An 18,856-nucleotide genomic window follows, 5' to 3' on the forward strand; every position below is an offset into this window, starting at 1 on the left:
ATCAGCTTAATGGGAAGCGCGGACCAGATGCGCAGAATGGGCAGCCGCCGCAGCATTCGGCGCGCGACGCGCGGAACGTCCGACCAAAGGAAGAATCGAACGGGTCAGGATCGGAGTCGGAGCGGCGGCGTCCTCAACCGAAGCACCGGTTTCCTTTGCCATCGCGCAGACTTCGTCGGTGACAAAAGCAATCAGCTGATAACGGGATTCGAGGCCGGATTTGTTATAAATGCTGCCCAACTGCGATTTCACAGTGGCAATCGCACAGCCACGCATTTCCGCGACTTCGCTGTTGGAGAACCCTTTCGCAACAAAAATCGCGACATCCGCTTCTGCCTGCGACAAGCCCCAAACGGGCGCATGACGCGCGATGACAGTCTCTTTTGCGATAGGTTCCTGTGCGCCGGGGGCAAGGCGCATCTTGCGTTGCCCGGTAGTGTAGGACCGCAACCCGATGAAGGAGAGGTAGGCCACACCGGTGGTCAGCACAAAAAACAAGGTAAACAAGGCGACGATACCCGCGAGGTCGACCTGTACTGGGTTCATCACGAAACGTGCAATCAGTAGTGTTTTCATCGCCGCGATAACTGAAATCGTTCCGATGCCCAGTATCAAATAACGTGTCATTTTCACTCTCTCTCATTTGTTGGTTTGGTTCGCACATTTTCTTTAAACAATATGGCAAAATTAAGTTGAATGAGGCAGGGTAACCCTGGCGGGAAAGGCGTTTATTTCTAACGTTTTATGCGTGTGTTCGGCCTTGGTGTCGCTGTCAGTGAACACAGCCAATCGGTCTTGATCGTTCGATTTTTGTTCTCACCGGTGCGCCGATAAATTAGGCAAATTTCGCCATTATCCTCAAGATATTAGAGGCCAGTACGCCCTCTGGAAATTTCGCGTTGTAGAATCTTGGAGGGACGTCCAAGATAGATTCCAATAAATAAACCGCTCCTGCCTCAAGGCAGCGTGGGGTAACAACGGGGAAAAACTTGATGACTTCAACCGACGGGGCTTTTGTTGCCTTTGATCGTGTCCAAAAGAGCTATGACGGCGAAACGCTCGTGGTCAAAGATCTTAACCTGTCCATGCCGAAAGGCGAATTTCTGACAATGCTTGGGCCTTCGGGGTCCGGCAAAACAACCTGCCTCATGATGCTTGCCGGGTTTGAAACAGCGACCCACGGCGACATTCTGTTGGATGGGGTATCTATCAACAATATTCCGCCCCACAAGCGTGGCATCGGCATGGTTTTTCAGAACTACGCGTTGTTTCCGCACATGTCGGTTGCTGAAAACCTCTCTTTTCCTCTGGAAGTGCGCAAGATCGGCAAATCCGAGCGTGAAGAGAAGATAAAGCGCGCGCTGGATATGGTTCAAATGGGCGATTTTGCGGGCCGGCGGCCTGCGCAATTGTCAGGTGGTCAGCAACAGCGGATTGCGCTAGCGCGGGCCTTGGTGTTCGAACCCGAACTGGTCCTGATGGACGAGCCCTTGGGCGCCTTGGACAAACAGCTGCGCGAGACGTTGCAATTCGAGATTACCAATCTGGCGCACGAGCTGGGCATCACCACCGTCTACGTTACACACGACCAGACAGAAGCCTTGACGATGTCCGATAGGGTCGCCGTTTTCGACGATGGCCGCATTCAGCAACTCGCCCCGCCGGACGAGCTTTATGAGCTGCCAGAGAACAGTTTTGTCGCGCAATTTATTGGCGAAAACAACACCTTGGAAGGTGTCGTTCAAGAAATCAAAGGCGAGACCTGCGTGGTCAAGCTCGACAGTGGCGAGATCATCGACGCTGTACCTGTGAACGTCAGCAAAGTCGGCGAGCGTACCAAGGTGTCGATCCGCCCTGAGCGGGTAGAGATCGGGCGCGACCGTTTGGAAGCTGACGCCCATATGCTCAAGGCCGAGGTGCTGGAGTTCATCTATATGGGTGATATTTTCCGCACGCGGCTTCGGGTTGCGGGCATTGATAATTTCATCATCAAAACGCGTAATTCCCCCGACCAGACACGCCTCAAACCGGGTGAGATCGTTGAAATCGGGTGGATGCCTCGAGACTGTCGCGCGCTGGACGCCTAAGCGGCGCTGCGTTCGACACGAGTTAGAGAGTGCGGCCGCCCGGGCTGCGGTCTTGAAAGAACTAACCGGGTAATAATAAACGGGAGATACCAATGAAAACGACTATCACACTGATGGCCACAACATGCCTGACGCTGACGGCCGCAATGGCCAATGCCGACGGTCACATGGCGGGCGAAATGACCATCGTCAGCTGGGGCGGGGCCTATTCTTCGTCACAGCAGAATGCTTATCACGACCCCTATATGGAAAAGACGGGCATCAGCATCATCAACGATGAATCCTCGTCCGAAGCCGTGGCCAAGCTGCGTGCAATGAACGAAGCGGGTAATGTTACCTGGGATCTGGTCGATGTAGAAGCCGCAGATGCGATCCGCCTGTGTGACGAAGGTCTCGCGGTCGAGATCGACGCCGATGAAGTGCTGGCAGCTGCGCCAGATGGAACCTCTGCATCCGATGATTTCGGCGACTCGCTGATCTCCGACTGCTTTATCCCGCAGATCGTCTTTTCGACCACCTTCGGCTATCGCACAGACATGGTGCCAGAGGGCGTTGAACCGCCAAAGGGCGCATGTGACGTGTTCGATCTGGAAACATATCCAGGCAAGCGCGCTCTGAACCGCAACCCGATTGCGAACATGGAATGGGCGCTGCTCTGTGACGGCGTTGCCTACGAAGATGTCTACGACACGCTTGAGACCGAAGAGGGTCAGGCAAAGGCATTCGCCAAGCTCGACACCATCAAGGACCAGACCATCTGGTGGACTGCCGGAGCGGAAACACCACAGCTGCTGGCCGATGGCGAGATCTTCATGGGTTCCACATATAATGGTCGTTTGTTCAGCGTGATTGCAGAACAGGACCAGCCTGTTGGTATGGCGTGGGATTGGCAGATGTTCGATCTGGACGGTTGGGTGATCCCGACTGGCCTGTCCGACGAGCGTATGGCCCGCGTAATGGACTACCTCGAGTTCGCGACAGACACGCAGCGCCTTGCCGATCAGGCCAAGTACATCTCCTACGGTCCCGCCCGTGCGTCTTCCGCGCCGCTGGTCGGTGATCACGCGACACTGGGTATTCCAATGGCCGAGCATATGCCAACGGACCCGGCAAATGCGACCAACACCTTCTACAACAACTACCTGTGGTGGGCAGATTACCGCGATGATCTGGATGCAAAATTCCAGGCATGGTTGTCACAGTAAGCTATTGATTTGTCAGGGCGCAGCATCGGCTGCGCCCTGACCTTCCGTTCCGGAAAACTTACAGACGATACGACAAAACAACGCCGATCCAATCGGCGGACCAGAACCCAACAGGGGACATCTCCATGGCAGAAGACATGCTGGCCGCCGATGGCCGCCCGCTCAAGGCATCTTTGAACCGCGCACTGCGCCGCCAGAAGCTGCGTGCGCTGATGCTGATCGCGCCTCTGTTACTCTTTATCATGGTGTCATTTGTGATGCCGATTTTCGACATGCTGTTCCGCTCTGTCGAGAACCAGATCGTGAGCGAGACCTTGCCGCGTACAACGCTGGCATTGCAGGATTGGGACGCAACCGCCGCACAACTGCCCGATGATCCGGTGTTCGAGGCGATGTATACCGACCTTGTACTGGCCGCTGAATACAAGTCGCACACCCGTCTGGGCAGCCGCCTGAACTATGAAATGACAGGTATTTCATCCCTGTTTCGCAAATCAGGCCGCGCCGTCGGGCGTTTTGATACCGACCGCTACACCGATGCTTTTCAGGAAGCTGACCCCGCTTATGCCGATCCGGCGCAATGGGCAGAATGGATGGCGGATGATGAAATTCGGGCTGAACTGCCGCGCACGGCAGATGCTTATGATGGCTGGGCAAAGATGCTCGTCTCCGTCGAAGACGAACTGCCTGTAGAAGAAGAGCCATGGGATTTCGTTTATACTGCTCTCTATGCAGATGCGCAGGCGGGGGCGGATTTGCCGATCTCTGTCGATCTGTCCGGCGTTGAACCTGTATCTCTGCAGGCGCAATTCGAAGACATAGACGAAGATTGGCTGGATCCGGATGTCTGGCTGACGATCAAACGCTATTCGCCGGATTACACCAGCGGCTATTTCCTGAACTCCGTCGACCTGACAAAAGGTGCTGACGGGATCGAGGCCCGCCCCGAGAATGAACAAATCTACATCACGCTTTTCATCCGTACGATGATCATGTCGATGTCGATTATGGGCATGTGCGTCTTGCTGGGGTATCCGATTGCGTGGCTTCTGGCCAACCTGACGGATCGCACAGCTAACATGTTGATGATACTCGTCCTTTTGCCCTTCTGGACTTCACTACTGGTCCGTACTTCGGCCTGGAAAGTTCTGTTGCAGCAAGAGGGGGTGATCAATGACATCCTCGTTTGGATCGGCCTAGTAGCCGACAATGACCGACTGCAGATGATCAACAACCAGACGGGTACGATCATTGCGATGACGCATATCTTGCTGCCCTTTATGATCCTGCCGCTTTATTCGGTGATGAAGACGATCCCGCCCAGCTATCTGCGCGCGGCCAAATCGCTGGGGGCAACCAACTGGACCGCCTTCTGGCGTGTCTATTTCCCGCAGTCGGTGCCGGGCATCGGGGCGGGGTGTATCCTCGTCTTCATTCTCGCCATTGGCTATTACATCACGCCGGAACTGGTGGGCGGCACCAAGGGGGTCTTCATCTCCAACCGGATCGCCTACCACATTTCCAGCTCGCTGAACTGGGGGCTCGCGGCGGCGCTTGGGACAATCCTGCTGGTGGTCGTGATGCTGCTCTATTGGGTGTACGACAAGATCGTCGGCATCGATAACGTGAAACTGGGGGGCTAATCCATGTCAGGCGTGCCAATATATGCAACCACCGGGCAACGGATCTGGTACTACGGTTTCCGCGTAATCTGCGGGTTGATCTTTTTCTTCCTGATCGCACCCATTCTGGTCATCATCCCGCTCAGCTTCAATGCGCAGGATTTCTTTACATTCACCCCCGAAATGCTGGCTTTCGATCCCGAAGGCTACTCGACCAAGCATTACGAAGACTTTTTCTCCAATTCGGATTGGCAACTCGCGCTCAGAAACTCCCTTAAAATCGCGCCGGTTGCGACGTTGATTTCGGTTTCGCTGGGCACATTGGCGGCTATCGGGCTGAGCCAAAGTCATGTGCCGTTCCGCCGGGGGATCATGGCCATTCTGATTTCACCGATGATCGTACCGCTGATTATCTCGGCTACGGGGATGTATTTTTTCTATTCCAACCCCTATATCCCGACGCCTTTTGGCAAAATCGAACTGCCGTTTACCCTGACCGGGACGTACATTGGTGTGGTGCTTGCGCACGCGGCGCTGGGCATTCCTTTTGTGATCATCACCGTGACGGCGACGCTTGTCGGCTTTGACCGATCCTTGACGCGTGCAGCGGCGAACATGGGGGCCGGGCCGGTAACGACCTTCTTCAAAGTGCAGATGCCATTGATCCTGCCTGGTGTGGTCTCGGGCGGCTTGTTCGCCTTCATCACATCGTTCGATGAAGTTGTCGTGGTTTTGTTTGTTGGTTCCGCAGGGCAAAAAACGCTGCCTTGGCAGATGTTTACCGGTTTGCGCGAACAGATCAGCCCTACCATTCTGGCGGTGGCGACGATATTGATCGCTGTCTCTGTCGTGCTGCTTTTCGTTGTTGAGTTGTTGCGGCGTCGTTCTGAACGTTTGCGGGGTATCACGCCGAGCTAAAGCGCGTGAAATGTGGCGGGGGACAAACCCGTCCCAAGCCGCACCTAGGGCTTTGCAGCTGCCCAAGCCCATTCGTTCAGGTTCATCTTTCAAAAGCACTTACGCCACACCGGCGCGCCTGGCCAAGCTTGGAGGCACAACAAGCACCGTCTTCTCAGCTGCGGGACAGCGATGTCAAAGCGCAGCAGGCCAGTGTGCATCACTGCTCGACCACGATATGTCTGTCCGATAGTCGACAACAGATTGGTCCAAACCTAGCAACGGAAAGAGGCATCTCATTCTTTCCTGCTAGCATGCGGTCTCATCGGCCTAGACTAATTGCGTCATGACCGGCACAGGTTTAGTCAGCTTTCTCCGCGACAAGCGCAGCAAGCTCTATCAGTTGCTCTTGCGTCAGCGGCTTGTTGAGGAAGTCATGCACGATCTTGTAACTTCTCGCGCGTTGCTCATCCTTGGGATAGAGCGACGTTGTCAGCATTACGACGATCGGACAAAGGTTGACGCCAAAGCGCTTGGTCGCCTCTTCCAAAAACTCGAAGCCGTCCATTTTCGGCATGTTTATATCAAGAAGGATCAGATCGGGATTGGGCGTTTCCGGATCGGAGAGATAGGCCAGCGCCTCTGTCGCGTCGACATATTGTAATAAATTGCGCACTAGGCCGGATTTTTGTGCGATGCGTTTATAGATCATCTGATCGAAACTGCTGTCGTCGATCAGCATCAGAGTCTGAAGGGGAAAGTGTTCGCTTTTGGTGTCTTTCATACTTGCGTTAACCTTATTGTAAAGGATGTTCCCTGCGCAGGTCCGGAGGCTACGGCAATATGACTGTCATGGTTCGCCGCAATTCGTTGGCATATGGCCAACCCCAATCCCCGGCCGGAGTATTCAGTCTCCATGTTCAAGCGCTTGAATATGGTAAATATCTCTTCGTGTTTGTTGGGTTCAATGCCGATGCCGTGGTCCCTGATAGTGAGCGCAATCCTGTTGGTGTCCGGCTCTGGAACAGCGGAAATCGACACATCGGGTGCGGAGCCAGTACGGTAAAACTTCAGCGCGTTGTCGATCAGCTGGTTCAATAGCGTATGCAACTGGGCTCTATCCCCAAGAACCGTCGGCATGTCAGACACGGCAATACGTGCGGCACTTGCGCGAATGCGATCCGCGTTCGTGTCGAGGATACTGTGCACAATGTCACCAAGCGCCACAGGTTCGGGGACAACGTCATCATCGACGACCTGCGTATACTTAAGCAGGCTATCCACCAGATCACCCATTTGACCCAGCGTGATATGCGCCATCCTCAGCAGTTCCATCGCATCTTCATCCAGGGACGGTCCATGCGACGCGGTCAGCTCGCTCAGCAGGAGGTTCAGTGTGTTTGATGGTGTTTTCATGTCGTGGGACATTGAATAGGAAAAGGCACGCAGCTCTTTGTTGATGGTAACCGCACGCTGATGCTCAAACCGTGCGCTTTCTTCTGCGGTCTTCTGCAAGGTGATGTCTGTAGCGACACCGATATGGCGGATGACTTGCCCTCTTCGATCACGCTCGAACACCGCATCGTTGGACAAAAGCCAGACCCAACTGCCCTGCTTATGCTTAACTCGGTATTCCAGTTGCAGCACCTCACCATCGTGGAGGCTTTGCAAATGGCCGAAATGCGCAAAAACCCTTTCAAGGTCATCGGGATGACAGAGCATTGGCATCATATCAGCACCCATTGCCTGAACTTCACCAGTGGAATAGCCAAGGGCAGCGCCAATGGAATGGTTCGAATATTCGTTCGACTGGGTTTGATGGTTATAGACGTAGACAATGTTGGGCAGAATATCAGTGACCTTTTGCAGGAAGGGCGCCGCATCCCAAGCGTATATTCCGGCCTGGGCTACTTCTTGCAACATGTGAATATTGTTCGGCATCGCGGTTTTCCCTACAGATTTATTCACATCTAGGCAGATCCTATTAACGCAAAGTGAATGCGACACGGTCTGCGTTCAGATTGTTTAGAAAACCCATTAACATGCTGAATACACGGTTATCGAGGACGCGACCTATGGATGAGAAACTGCGAAACAGCTTGGCTTTGGCGAAAGAAGAACTGGATTTCCAGCTGTCGCCCAGCAAGTCGGCCAAGGATGCCATCGGCGTGCTGAACTGGATGGTCGATCAGACCAGTCTCGCCCTGCAGGACGCGGCGATCCTTGTGCAGAAGGATGCTCCCTACGGCGCTGCAGCACGTCAAAAGCTGGATGTGTTTGCGCCGCACGGTGGCGGCGCGGCACCTTGTTTTGTCTTTTTGCATGGCGGGTTCTGGCAGGAAGGGGACACTTCTGTTTCCGGCTTTGCTGCGGCTAACTTCCTGCAGATGGGGTGGTCCTATGTTTCGGTCGGCTACACATTAACCCCTGAAGCGCGGCTCACTGATATCGTGCAAGAGGTACATGATGCGCTGTCGTATCTGCACACGCACGCGGCCGCTTTGGGCATCGACAAGGCCCGCATCATTTTGGCAGGGCATTCGGCGGGCGGGCATCTGGCTGCTGCAGTGCTGGCCGATGTGCTTGGTCTTGGCGCACATCGTCATCTGGCCGGAGCGGTCGTTATCAGCGGGGTGTTCGAACTTGCCCCGATCGCGCGCTCTTATGTCAATGATTTGGCGCAGATCACGGCAGAGGAAGTCGAGGCGCTGTCGCCAGTCCGATTTGCACCCGCGGCTTCAATCCCGGTGCATATAGAGGTAGGCGCGGATGAACCCGAAGCGTTCCGTTTGCAATCGCAAGTACTGATCGAGACTTGGGCCGCTTATTTGCCGCGTCTGACACATAGCGTTGCAACAGGCCGCGATCACTTTGATGTTTTGATGCCGCTCGCTGATCCCCAATCGGCGCTTGTTCATCGCATTAAATCTATGGTTGTGCCGCCAAATGATTGATTGATTTCAACCGTGTGGCTGCGCAGGATGCCGGACATCAAAGTTAGATGCGGCAGGGACGACATGATCAGTCAAGAGTTGAACGATACCATCACGCGAACAGGGCCGGGCAGCGATGCGGGTGCGGTCTTGCGCCGTTACTGGCAACCCGCCGCACTTCTGGATGAATTGCAGGGCGAGCGCCCTTTGGTACCTGTCACGCTACTGGGCGAAAGGCTGGTTCTGTTTCGCGATAATGAGGGGAAGCTGGGCCTAATCGACCGTCATTGCCCCCATCGGGGCGCTGATCTGTGCCACGGTCGGCTGGAAGACAACGGGCTTCGCTGTCCGTTCCACGGATGGCACTTTGACCGCAGCGGCCAGTGCCTGGAACAACCCGGAGAGCCAGAGGGCAGCCGGATGCACGAAAGCATCCGCACTACGTCTTATCCAGTGGAGGAACGTAACGGCATCATCTTCGCCTACCTAGGACCGGGTGATCCGCCGCCTTTTCCCAACTTCGACTGCTTTCGGGCACCTGACACCCATGTTTTTGCGTTCAAGGGCCTTTGGGAATGTAACTGGCTTCAGGCGATGGAGGTCGGGATCGATCCGGCGCACGCATCGTTTCTGCACCGCTTTCTCAAGGATGAAGATACCGCCGACAGCTATGGCAAGCAATTCCGCGATGCAGCCACTGCCGACACCAACATCCCGATGACCCGGCTTCTGCGCGAGTATACCAATCCCGAAATTACGGTAGAAGAAACCGATTATGGCCTGCGCCTGATTGCCCTACGCCATCTGGACGACACACAAAGCCATATCCGCATCACCAACCAGATCTTTCCGCAGGCGATCTCCATTCCGATGAGTCGCGAGATGATCATTACCCAGTGGCACGTGCCGGTCGATGATGAGCATTGCTATTGGTATTCGATGTTCACCAGCTTTACCGCGCCGGTGGACAAAGAAAAGATGCGGGCCCAGCGGCTGAAGGAACACCGCCTGCCGGATTACGCACCGCTTAAGAACAAGCGCAACAATTACGGGTTCAATCCGGAAGAACAGCGCACGGAAACCTATACGGGCATGGGTATGGACATCAACGTCCATGACCAGTGGGCGGTGGAAAGCCCCGGGCCGATTTTTGACCGCACCAAAGAGCATCTGGGCAAGACCGATGTGGCGATCATCAAATACCGGCGCATGTTGCGTGCGGCGATTGCTGCGGTGAAGGACGGCAAGGAGGACGCTTTGCCGATGCGCGGGGCGGTGGACCCAACCACGATCCAGGGACCAATTTCCAATGATACGATCGGAGATAAGGCGCAGTGGCGCGACGTCTCTTCCCAAAGTGACACCTCGCGGCGGGCAGCTTGTAGCGATTGGGACGCTACCCTGTGACGGACGGGGTCAAGGACCGCATCGCGGGTGGCGCAATCGCCCGTGCAGGGTTGCTCGATAGCGCGGACATTGACCGTTCTGCGGCGTTGGTTGCAGAGGCGGAAGCAGCGGGGCTAGAAACCATCCGTGTGCTTTTTACCGACCAAAACGGCATCCTGCGCGGCAAAACCGTTGTCGCCTCTGCTTTGACCTCGGTCTTGGCTGACGGCCTCGCCGCTCCCTCAACACTTTTGCTGAAGGACACCTCGCACCGAACCGTCTTTCCCGTCTGGCAGGCGGATGGCGATGTGGCTGGGGGCATGCGTGGTGCAGGCGATGTGCTGATGGTGCCGGACCCTGCGACGTTTCGCGTTCTTCCTTGGGCACCGCATTCCGCGTGGCTTCTGTGTGATCTGCGCTACCGCGATGGGGCAGAGATGCCGATGTGCACTCGCGGTATCCTGCGCAACGCGACGGCGCGTTTGGCAGATCAGGCCAAAGCGCTGGTCGTGGGTCTGGAGGTCGAGTTTCACGTCTTTCGCGTCCTTGATCCCCGGTTGGAGCATACCGATGCGACCATGCCGGCCCAACCGCCCATCACCCAGAACATCGCACAGGGCTATCAGTTTCTGACCGAACAAAACTACGATGCGTTGGAGCCGGTGATGGACAGCCTGCGCCGCGCTTTGCAAGGCCTAGGACTACCGATCAGGTCGATGGAGGTCGAGATGGGGCCAAGTCAGATCGAGTTTACCTTCGATCCGGCAGATCCGATGACCCACGCCGATAACATGGTGATGCTGCGCACGGCCGTCAAAGAGATATGCCAGCGGCAGGGCCTTCATGCGACGTTCATGTGCAAACCGGCGCTTCCGAATGCAGCGGCGAGCGGATGGCATCTGCATCAGTCGTTGGTGGACGTGGCCACAGGTGCCAATCTGTTTATGCCTGAGGGACAGGGCATCACAAATACGGCTTCAGCCTGGATCGCTGGGCTTTTAGCGCATGCAGCGGCGGGCTGTCTGCTCAGCACACCTACGGTCAACGGCTACAAACGGTATCAGCCGCATCAGCTTGCGCCGAACCGCATTGTATGGGGGCGCGACAATCGGGGTGCCATGATCCGTGGGCTGATGTCACAGGGTGATCTCGCAAGCAGGATCGAGAACCGGGTCGCCGAACCCACAGCCAACCCCTATTTGCTCTTCGCCAGCCAGATCATCGCCGGTATGGATGGTTTGGCACAAGGTATGCAGGCACCGATGGCGGTCGAAGACCCCTATGATGCGGCGGCGACCGCTTTGCCGGAAAGCCTGTTGGCGGCGATTGAGGCCTTCGGTGCATCGGCTTTGTATCGACAGGCTTTGGGCGGCGATTTTGTCGAGTACCTGTGCCGCATTCGTCGCGCGGAGTGGGACCGCTATCATCTGACGGTCTCGGCCTGGGAGCAGCAAGAGTATTTCAGCCTGTACTGACATCCGCCGTGTTTGCGCCACTGCTTGCGCAGGCTTGGCGTTCATAGTCTAACTCGCATCAGATTTTTGAGAACGGGAGAAACGGGATGGAAATGTGGGCAGGTAGTGTGGCTGTGGTCACAGGCGGGTCGTCTGGCCTCGGGGCTGCAAGTGCCGAAGCTTTGGCGCAGGCAGGGTTCAAGGTGGCGCTGTTCGATCTGAATGAAGAGGCGGGCAAAGCCAAGGCCGCAGAGTTGAGTGGTGGCTTTTACAGCGTCGATGTATCGGATGCCGCCAGCGTCAAAGCCGCGATGGATAAGGTTGTGAGTGACATGGGCATGCCGCGTGTCCTGGTGAATTGTGCGGGCATCGGCCCTGCTGCCAAAACCGTATCGCGTGGAGAACCGCACGATCCGGCGATGTTCGCCAAGGTCATCGGGATCAATCTCGTAGGCTCTTTCATTTGCGGATCAGAGGCGGCAGCGCGCATGGTTGGTGCCGATCCGATGGCCCCTGATGGCGCGCGCGGTGTGATCATCAACACCGCATCCGTGGCCGCATATGAGGGACAAGTGGGTCAGGTGGCCTATGCCGCATCAAAGGGCGGGATTGTCGGTATGACACTACCGATGGCCCGTGACCTTGCAGACAAAGGCGTGCGCGTCTGTACCATCGCACCGGGGTTATTCTTGACACCTTTGTTGCAGGGCCTACCGGAGGATGTGCAAACATCGTTGGGCGCTCAGGTGCCGTTCCCATCGCGGTTGGGCGATCCGGCGGAGTACGGCAAACTTGTTTGCCATATCGTGGACAATCCGATGCTGAACGGAGAGGTGATCCGCCTTGACGGGGCCATCCGCATGGCACCCCGGTAAATCAATCGTGGCGCAGGATTATTCCTGCGCCTTGGTTTCCAGCGCACGATCGGCGAGGGGGACATTCAACGTTGACCATGTATCGTCACGCGGTGGCATTGGAGGCGTGTCACACGAACGTTTGTGGATGTTCACCTTGGCAATGAAATTTGCAGATATGGGTGCCGTCACAAACAGGAACCCCATGATAAGCAACTCGTGAAACGAGCCTTCCGAGAAGACATAGGAATGGATCATCGAGGCCAGCAAGAATGACCCGATCCCGATGGTGCCGACTTTGGTTGGGGCGTGCAGGCGGGTCATAGAGTCATTGAACTTGAGCAAACCGATGGTGCCCACAAGCGCAAACCCTGCACCCAGCAGCAGGCATACCGCCACTGCATATGTTCCGATAATTTGCATACTCATTCGATGATATCCCCCCGCAGTACAAACCGCGCATAGGCAACGGTCGATACAAAACCGAGCATCGCGATGATTAGTGTTACTTCAAAATAGATGCGGCTGCCTTGGGCGATGCCAAGCAAAACGATGAGCCCTATGGCATTCACCACCATCGTATCCAGTGCCAGAATTCGGTCGCCAACACTCGGTCCGATGACCAGACGGATCATTGACATGATCTGTGCTGCGGCCGCCGCGACAAAGGCAATGATAAACGTAATGTTCATGAACTCGGTTGCGGCGCTCATACGAAAATCTCCTTCAGGCGGCGCTCGTAGCGGTGTTTGATATCATCGCGCACCGCATCCGGATCGTCGGTGTGCAGCACATGCACCAAAAGGCTATGGCCTTCGTCCGACAGATCGGCCGATACCGTGCCGGGTGTCAGGGTGATGGTACCCGCCAGCACGGTGATCGCTTCGGGCTGCACCAGATCAAGCGGCACGACAATCCATGCGGGCCGCAGTTTGCTGTTGGGTTTGGTCAGCACGATCCACGCAACTTCGACATTGGCAACCATAATGTCCCAAAGCACGATCAGACAGTAGACCACCATGCGGCCGACCCGGATATTGCCCGGACGTTCGGGCCACCAAACCGCCGTGGTTTTGGTGATCACGATACCAAGAATGATACCGAAAACCACCATTCCGGCGGAAAGCTCGTTTTGCAGCAGCATCCAGATGACAGCCAGCAGCACGGTCAAAAGGGGGTGGGGGAAAAGCCAGCGGAAGGCGCGGGTCATATCAGTGCTCCTCCTCTTTGGTGGCATCGCTCAGTTTGCCGGGGGTGGTCAGCACCTTTTCATCGTAAGGCGCGGGGTCGAACAGATCCGCAGAGGTGCGCTCCATATAGCTGTAGGCCGGACCAGCAAAGATCGTATGCGCGACGAGCAGACATAGCAATCCGCCAACGGCCACATAGGACAGCGCTGCCGGTGCGGGGTCAGCGGGTGCATCGGGTGCATCAGGATCAACGGGAATGCTTTTTGCCTTCCAGAACAGGGTCGATCCGGCACGGGCAAAACCCACAATGCTGATCAGGCTGGAACACAGGACAACAGCCCAGATCCACGTGGCATTCGGCGTCTCAAATCCGGCATCCAGAACCATCAGTTTACCCAGGAAACCCGATAGCGGCGGCAAACCTGTCATCGCAATGGCCGCGACGAAGAACAGTGCCGAAGTAAGCGCCGCCCCGGCGACCGGAGGCATCGCGACAAGGCTCAAGTCTGCCCGGCCAGAACGGACCAGATCGGCAATCAGGAACAGTGCAGCAGCAGCCAGAGTCGAGTGAATAATATAGTAAAGAGCCGCAGTAATCCCCGCCGGGGTGAACATGGCGATGGCCACCATAACCATGCCCATTGATCCGATGACTGAAAAGGCAACCAGCCGGTCCAGTTTGCGGGCGGCCAGCACGCCGATCATGCCAACAGCTAGCGAGGCGAGTGCGGCGGGCATGAGCCAGGTGGTGTGCAGGCCCGAAGTGACGGCGAGGTCTGGTGGAAAGATCATCGTGTAGACCCGGATGATCGCATAGGCACCGACCTTGGTCATGATGGCGAAAAGGGCTGCAACCGGCGCAGGCGCTTCTGCATAGCTGGAGGGCAGCCAGAAGTGCAGTGGCACAATAGCCGCCTTGATTGCAAAGACCAGCAAAAGGAGCACTGCGGCCAGGCGGATGCCCACGGTATCGCCGGCATCAATCAACGCAACCCGTGCCGCCAGGTCAGCCATATTCAGTGTACCTGTCTGGGCATAGATTGCACCCAGCGCGAACAGAAAGAGCGTAGAGCCGATCAGGTTGAACAGCACATACTGCACGCCCGCCCGCAGCCGCACGTCCCCGCCCGAATGGATCATCAAGCCATAGGAGGCGATCAGTAGGACTTCGAAGAACACGAAAAGGTTGAAGAGGTCGCCGGTCAGAAAGGCCCCCATGATCCCCATCAGCTGGAACTGGAACAGCGCGTGGAAATGCCAGCCGCGTTCGTCCCATTTTGATCCGATGGCATAGAGCAAGACAAAGAAAGCCAGAACCGCCGTCAGCAGGACCATAATCGTAGACAGTCTGTCGCCAACCAGAACGATTCCGAAGGGGGCTGCCCAATCGCTCAATTGATAAAGCATGATGGTGCCGTCAGATGTTTCCCACGCCAGTCCGGCGGCGACAGCGATCATAGCCAGAACACCGACAACGGAGAAAGCGCGTTGAATCACGATATGATGGCGCGCGGCCAACACGATAAAGGGGGCCAGCAGGGCGGGCAGAATAATGGGCGCGATGAGCCAGTGGGTCATATGCTGCGCTCCGTCGTGTCTTCATCGTTTATTTCTGGGTCATTCACCCGGTCTTCACCAGCACCAAGATAGGCTCCAAGCGCTATCATCACGACCACCGCTGTCATGCCAAAGGAGATCACAATCGCCGTTAGTACCAACGCTTGCGGCAGGGGATCGGTATATGTCGCCGCATCGGTCAGGATCGGGGGTGCCCCCACGGTCAGGCGACCCGATGCAAAGAGAAACACATTCACCGCATAGGTCAGCAGGGAAATCCCCATGATCACCGGAAACGTGCGCAACCGAAGCGTCAGGTACATGCCCGCTGCGGTCAGGATGCCGATGGCAGAGGCGACAAGCAGTTCAAGTCCCATCTTATGCGCCCTCCATTCTTGGGTTGCTGGGGTCGGCGGGATCCACCTCGTCACGGGACGGGTCGATGTCCATCGGGTGTTCGCTGTCCTTGACATGGGCACGCCGCGCCAACCGCGAGAAGCTTTCGAGGGACAGCATGACTGCGCCAACAACGGCAAGGAAAACCCCGAGGTCAAAGAGCGCAGCAGTGGCCAGCTCGAATTTCTCGAACGGCGGAATGCGGACATAGGTGAAATCGGATGTGAGGAACGGTTTGCCTGCAAACCACGATCCGATGCCCGTCAGACCCGCGATCAACACACCTGCGCCAATAATCCCGTGGTAGGGATACCGCAGCCGCGCAGAGGTCCAGCTGAAACCGCTGGCCATATATTGCATGACCACACCGATTGAGACGACAAGACCTGCAATAAACCCGCCGCCCGGTTCGTTGTGGCCGCGCAGGAAGATATAGAAACCGACCAGCAGAACCACAGGCATGATCACGCGTGTCAGCACGACCATCATCATCGGGTGCCTGTCACCGGCCCGTGGCTGGTCAGGCTTGCGGTTCAGCAACCGCGCACGCACGGGTCCATCTAACAACGACTCTGTCAGCGCATAGATCAGCAGGGCGGCGATGCCGAGCACGATGATCTCGCCAAAGGTGTCAAAGCCGCGGAAGTCGACGAGGATCACATTGACCACATTGGTACCGCCGCCGCCTTTGTAGGAATTGGCCAAGTGGAATTCGGAGATTGGGTTCGCTACCGCGTCCCGCAGCAGAAAGTGATAGGCCATTGCAAAAGTCGCCAGTCCTGCGCCAACCGCGAGCACGCCGTCGCGGGCCCGTTTGAGGACGGAGCTTTCGATTGGTGTCCGGTTCGGCAAGAAGTTCAGGGCGAGCAGCAGGAGGATGATCGTCACCACCTCGACGGTGATTTGTGTCATGGCGAGGTCAGGGGCGCTGAAGAACACAAAACCGACCGAAACCATCAGGCCGACGATGCCGATCAGGATTAGTGACAGCAAGCGGTTGCGATGCAAGAATACCAACCCAGCGGTGGCGGCGACCAGCATGACCCAGCCTGCGATCTCTACCGGCCCTGCGGGTTGAAGGGCGCGGGTCGGGGCACCGCTGATACCTGTAACCCAAGCGTAGTAGCCTGCGACTGTGATCGTGACCGCAGCAATCCCCGCATAGCGAGAGAATGCGCCCGTGTGGATGCCGTGAATAGCCTTTTGTGCCACTGCCACGACCGAGGCGATCAGCGCATCAAAGATCGTCTTGGCTTCGGGGCGCGGTGTGGCGTCCCATAGGCGGAGCAGCGGGTTGAAAAGCGCAACCACGATCAGGCCGCCAACTACCGCCGCAATGGACATGTAAAGCGCGGGCACCAGCCCGTGCCAGATCTTGATGTATTTCACTTCAAGTTCGGCCGTGCCGCCGATCACCGCGTCCGCCACGAGGAAGACGAAGTTCTGCACCAGAAAGGGCGCACAGCCGATCACGACAACGGGCACGATCAGCAAGGCTGGGGGCAACCACATGCCCGCACCGGGATCATGCGGTTTGGCGGGGTAGTCATCGCGCTTGGGGCCAAGAAAGGTATGGCCGATCAACCGGAAGCAGTAGGCCGCAGAAAAGAGGGACCCCAGAACAGCCAGCGCAGGCACCAGCCATGTGGGGCCAAAGAGGGTGGTGTGATACACTTCCTCGAGCATCATTTCTTTGGAAAGAAAACCGTTCAGGAAGGGAATACCCGCCATCGACAGCGCGGCAAGGGTCACAATGCCGAAGGTGATCGGCATCAGATGCCGCAGCCCGCCGAGGCGGCGAATGTCTCGGGTATGCGTCTCGTGATCCACGATGCCCGCCGACATGAAAAGCGCGGCTTTGAACGTCGCGTGGTTGAGGATGTGGAACACTGCCGCCATCGCGCCAAAGGCAGTGCCCGTGCCCAAGAGCATGGTGATCAGGCCCAGATGGCTGACAGTAGAGAAAGCCAGCAAGGCCTTGAGATCATGTTTAAACAGCGCAATCACCGCGCCAAGGACCATGGTGATCAGCCCGGCGGTGGTAACGATGTAGAACCATTCTGACGTCCCCGACAGGACCGGCCAAAGCCGCGCCATCAAGAATATGCCTGCCTTCACCATCGTGGCAGAGTGCAGGTAGGCCGACACCGGCGTGGGCGCGGCCATCGCGTGCGGCAACCAGAAGTGGAAAGGGAACTGTGCGGATTTGGTGAAACAACCCAGCAGGATCAGGATGAGAGCGGGCAGATACAGCGGGCTTTCCTGAATGATATCGCGGTTTTGCAAGATGACGCTCAGATCATAGCTGCCCGCGATATTACCCAAAATCAGCATGCCACCGATTAGGGCAAGGCCGCCCATGCCTGTCACTGCCAACGCCATCCGCGCCCCTTGGCGGCCTTCGGGCAGGTGTTTCCAATAGCCGATCAGCAGGAAGGACGACAGCGAGGTAAGCTCCCAGAAGATGAGCAAAAGCAGGATGTTGTCGGACAGAACGATACCAACCATCGCGCCCTGAAACAGCAGCAGGTAGGTAAAGAATTCGCCCATGTTGTCTTCACGTGACAGATAAAAACGCGCGTAAGTGATGATCAGCAAGCCAATCCCGAGGATCAGCAGAGCAAAGAAAAACCCAAGCGGGTCCAGCATCAGATTGACGTTCAGACCAATCGCGGGAAGCCAGGAAACCCCGGTTTGCACGACCTCTCCGGCCAGAATAGCAGGCAGGTTGGTCAATAGACCAACAAATGCGGCCAACGTGATGGTGAACGTCACACCCGCACAAGCTTGTCTGCCTGCGTTGTTCATCAAACCGGGCAGTAATGCGCCCAGGAAGGGCAGGGCGACGATAAGGAAGAGGGACACGCGAACTCCTGATCTGGGGCCTGAGAGGTTCGGGTATATCTGGGTTACTTGTTGAGGTTTCTCAAGCAAAACCGGACGCAAAACCGAAATTATCGTATTCGCCGGGCTGTCTGGTCAGAATTTACGGGCGAAAGCTCGCAATTTTCCGGCGCTTCAAATCGACCATTGCGCGAAATACGCTCTACTTTTTATCCCGTGCTGCTTTTTCTTCGCGGGTCAGCTTGTTGTTCCATTGATTGTTGCTGAGACCCAGCTCGGCTTTGGGTGGTTTGGTCTTGCCAACGCTTACCTTGCCGCCCTTTTTCAGAAATTCTTCGATCAGGGCTTCATCGGTGGTGGGCTTGGGAACATGTTTCATGACCAAAGCCTAGCGGATGGTCCTCAGGGTGGCAACCAAAGCTGCTGCTTAG

At 56.5% G+C, this 18,856-nt stretch carries 18 protein-coding genes; 8 read left to right on the forward strand and 10 right to left on the reverse strand.

The features are described from left to right. Positions 1–6 precede the first annotated feature (6 nt). The gene (locus Z945_RS19955) at positions 7–627 is read right to left on the reverse strand and encodes a helix-turn-helix transcriptional regulator (RefSeq protein WP_025050569.1); all 621 of its coding nucleotides are present in this window, start codon (positions 625–627) and stop codon (positions 7–9) included. Positions 628–992: 365 nt separating this feature from the next. On the opposite strand from Z945_RS19955, the gene Z945_RS0102655 reads away from it, so the two are divergent. The 4 genes from Z945_RS0102655 to Z945_RS0102670 all read left to right on the forward strand — a co-directional run bounded on the left by Z945_RS0102655 (position 993) and on the right by Z945_RS0102670 (position 5,832). Next, positions 993–2,087 carry an ABC transporter ATP-binding protein gene (locus Z945_RS0102655; RefSeq protein ID WP_025050570.1) on the forward strand — a complete coding sequence of 365 codons (1,095 nt, stop codon included), beginning with the start codon at positions 993–995 and terminating at the stop codon, positions 2,085–2,087. A gap of 92 nt (positions 2,088–2,179) precedes the next feature. After that, the gene (locus Z945_RS0102660) at positions 2,180–3,292 is read left to right on the forward strand and encodes an extracellular solute-binding protein (protein WP_025050571.1); all 1,113 of its coding nucleotides are present in this window, start codon (positions 2,180–2,182) and stop codon (positions 3,290–3,292) included. Between the two features lie 125 nt (positions 3,293–3,417). Next, positions 3,418–4,935, forward strand: coding sequence for an ABC transporter permease (locus tag Z945_RS0102665; protein WP_025050572.1), 1,518 nt, complete (start codon positions 3,418–3,420; stop codon positions 4,933–4,935). A 3-nt stretch (positions 4,936–4,938) separates the two neighbouring features. Next, entirely contained in the window at positions 4,939–5,832 is an 894-nt protein-coding gene (locus tag Z945_RS0102670) for an ABC transporter permease (protein ID WP_025050573.1), read from the forward strand. A gap of 340 nt (positions 5,833–6,172) precedes the next feature. Here the strand turns inward: Z945_RS0102670 and Z945_RS0102675 are convergent, their stop codons facing one another. Then, positions 6,173–6,595: a response regulator gene (locus tag Z945_RS0102675; RefSeq protein WP_025050574.1), complete on the reverse strand. Its 423-nt coding sequence runs from the start codon at positions 6,593–6,595 to the stop codon at positions 6,173–6,175. After that, entirely contained in the window at positions 6,592–7,752 is a 1,161-nt protein-coding gene (locus Z945_RS0102680) for a sensor histidine kinase (RefSeq protein ID WP_025050575.1), read from the reverse strand. The genes Z945_RS0102675 and Z945_RS0102680 overlap by 4 nt, the downstream gene beginning before the upstream one ends. Before the next feature lie 134 nt (positions 7,753–7,886). Between Z945_RS0102680 and Z945_RS19270 the strand changes: the two genes are divergently transcribed. From Z945_RS19270 to Z945_RS0102700, 4 genes are all read left to right on the forward strand, one after another. Next, positions 7,887–8,765: an alpha/beta hydrolase gene (locus Z945_RS19270; RefSeq protein WP_025050576.1), complete on the forward strand. Its 879-nt coding sequence runs from the start codon at positions 7,887–7,889 to the stop codon at positions 8,763–8,765. A gap of 63 nt (positions 8,766–8,828) precedes the next feature. After that, positions 8,829–10,151 (forward strand): aromatic ring-hydroxylating dioxygenase subunit alpha, encoded by a 1,323-nt coding sequence (locus Z945_RS0102690; protein WP_025050577.1) that lies wholly within the window; start codon positions 8,829–8,831, stop codon positions 10,149–10,151. Further along, positions 10,133–11,605, forward strand: a complete 1,473-nt coding sequence (locus Z945_RS0102695) for a glutamine synthetase family protein (RefSeq protein WP_241434454.1) — start codon at positions 10,133–10,135, stop codon at positions 11,603–11,605. The genes Z945_RS0102690 and Z945_RS0102695 overlap by 19 nt, the downstream gene beginning before the upstream one ends. Before the next feature lie 86 nt (positions 11,606–11,691). Continuing rightward, positions 11,692–12,459: an SDR family NAD(P)-dependent oxidoreductase gene (locus Z945_RS0102700; protein WP_025050579.1), complete on the forward strand. Its 768-nt coding sequence runs from the start codon at positions 11,692–11,694 to the stop codon at positions 12,457–12,459. Positions 12,460–12,477: 18 nt separating this feature from the next. On the opposite strand, the gene mnhG is transcribed toward Z945_RS0102700, so the two are convergent. The 7 genes from mnhG to Z945_RS20670 form a co-directional block, all read right to left on the reverse strand. Continuing rightward, complete coding sequence (gene mnhG / locus Z945_RS0102705) at positions 12,478–12,867, reverse strand: monovalent cation/H(+) antiporter subunit G (RefSeq protein WP_025050580.1); 390 nt, start codon at positions 12,865–12,867, stop codon at positions 12,478–12,480. Further along, a complete protein-coding gene (locus tag Z945_RS0102710; protein ID WP_420911446.1) occupies positions 12,864–13,130 on the reverse strand; it encodes a K+/H+ antiporter subunit F in 267 nt (88 codons plus the stop codon). Before Z945_RS0102710 ends, mnhG begins: the two co-directional genes overlap by 4 nt. Positions 13,131–13,147: 17 nt before the next feature. Continuing rightward, a complete protein-coding gene (locus Z945_RS0102715) occupies positions 13,148–13,648 on the reverse strand; it encodes a Na+/H+ antiporter subunit E (protein ID WP_025050582.1) in 501 nt (166 codons plus the stop codon). A gap of 1 nt (position 13,649) precedes the next feature. After that, positions 13,650–15,206, reverse strand: coding sequence for a monovalent cation/H+ antiporter subunit D (locus tag Z945_RS0102720; protein ID WP_025050583.1), 1,557 nt, complete (start codon positions 15,204–15,206; stop codon positions 13,650–13,652). Then, the gene (locus tag Z945_RS0102725; protein WP_025050584.1) at positions 15,203–15,562 is read right to left on the reverse strand and encodes a Na+/H+ antiporter subunit C; all 360 of its coding nucleotides are present in this window, start codon (positions 15,560–15,562) and stop codon (positions 15,203–15,205) included. The genes Z945_RS0102720 and Z945_RS0102725 overlap by 4 nt, the downstream gene beginning before the upstream one ends. 1 nt (position 15,563) lies before the next feature. Further along, the gene (locus Z945_RS0102730; protein ID WP_025050585.1) at positions 15,564–18,446 is read right to left on the reverse strand and encodes a monovalent cation/H+ antiporter subunit A; all 2,883 of its coding nucleotides are present in this window, start codon (positions 18,444–18,446) and stop codon (positions 15,564–15,566) included. A gap of 181 nt (positions 18,447–18,627) precedes the next feature. Next, positions 18,628–18,804: a hypothetical protein gene (locus Z945_RS20670; protein ID WP_025050586.1), complete on the reverse strand. Its 177-nt coding sequence runs from the start codon at positions 18,802–18,804 to the stop codon at positions 18,628–18,630. Between the last annotated feature and the right edge of the window lie 52 nt (positions 18,805–18,856).

It is taken from the genome of Sulfitobacter noctilucae (assembly GCF_000622365.1).
In the GTDB taxonomy this organism is placed as follows: domain Bacteria; phylum Pseudomonadota; class Alphaproteobacteria; order Rhodobacterales; family Rhodobacteraceae; genus Sulfitobacter; species Sulfitobacter noctilucae.

Excerpts from the sequence above, each read along its gene's own strand:
- Z945_RS0102715 (WP_025050582.1), bottom strand. The coding sequence starts at position 13,648 with ATGACCCGCGCCTTCCGCTGGCTTTTCCCCCACCCCCTTTTGACCGTG.
- Z945_RS0102665 (WP_025050572.1), top strand. The coding sequence starts at position 3,418 with ATGGCAGAAGACATGCTGGCCGCCGATGGCCGCCCGCTCAAGGCATCT.
- Z945_RS0102690 (WP_025050577.1), top strand. The coding sequence starts at position 8,829 with ATGATCAGTCAAGAGTTGAACGATACCATCACGCGAACAGGGCCGGGC.
- Z945_RS0102675 (WP_025050574.1), bottom strand. The coding sequence starts at position 6,595 with ATGAAAGACACCAAAAGCGAACACTTTCCCCTTCAGACTCTGATGCTG.
- Z945_RS0102720 (WP_025050583.1), bottom strand. The coding sequence starts at position 15,206 with ATGACCCACTGGCTCATCGCGCCCATTATTCTGCCCGCCCTGCTGGCC.
- Z945_RS0102700 (WP_025050579.1), top strand. The coding sequence starts at position 11,692 with ATGGAAATGTGGGCAGGTAGTGTGGCTGTGGTCACAGGCGGGTCGTCT.
- mnhG (WP_025050580.1), bottom strand. The coding sequence starts at position 12,867 with ATGAGTATGCAAATTATCGGAACATATGCAGTGGCGGTATGCCTGCTG.
- Z945_RS19270 (WP_025050576.1), top strand. The coding sequence starts at position 7,887 with ATGGATGAGAAACTGCGAAACAGCTTGGCTTTGGCGAAAGAAGAACTG.
- Z945_RS0102710 (WP_420911446.1), bottom strand. The coding sequence starts at position 13,130 with ATGAACATTACGTTTATCATTGCCTTTGTCGCGGCGGCCGCAGCACAG.
- Z945_RS19955 (WP_025050569.1), bottom strand. The coding sequence starts at position 627 with ATGACACGTTATTTGATACTGGGCATCGGAACGATTTCAGTTATCGCG.
- Z945_RS0102670 (WP_025050573.1), top strand. The coding sequence starts at position 4,939 with ATGTCAGGCGTGCCAATATATGCAACCACCGGGCAACGGATCTGGTAC.
- Z945_RS20670 (WP_025050586.1), bottom strand. The coding sequence starts at position 18,804 with ATGAAACATGTTCCCAAGCCCACCACCGATGAAGCCCTGATCGAAGAA.
- Z945_RS0102660 (WP_025050571.1), top strand. The coding sequence starts at position 2,180 with ATGAAAACGACTATCACACTGATGGCCACAACATGCCTGACGCTGACG.
- Z945_RS0102725 (WP_025050584.1), bottom strand. The coding sequence starts at position 15,562 with ATGGGACTTGAACTGCTTGTCGCCTCTGCCATCGGCATCCTGACCGCA.
- Z945_RS0102655 (WP_025050570.1), top strand. The coding sequence starts at position 993 with ATGACTTCAACCGACGGGGCTTTTGTTGCCTTTGATCGTGTCCAAAAG.
- Z945_RS0102680 (WP_025050575.1), bottom strand. The coding sequence starts at position 7,752 with ATGCCGAACAATATTCACATGTTGCAAGAAGTAGCCCAGGCCGGAATA.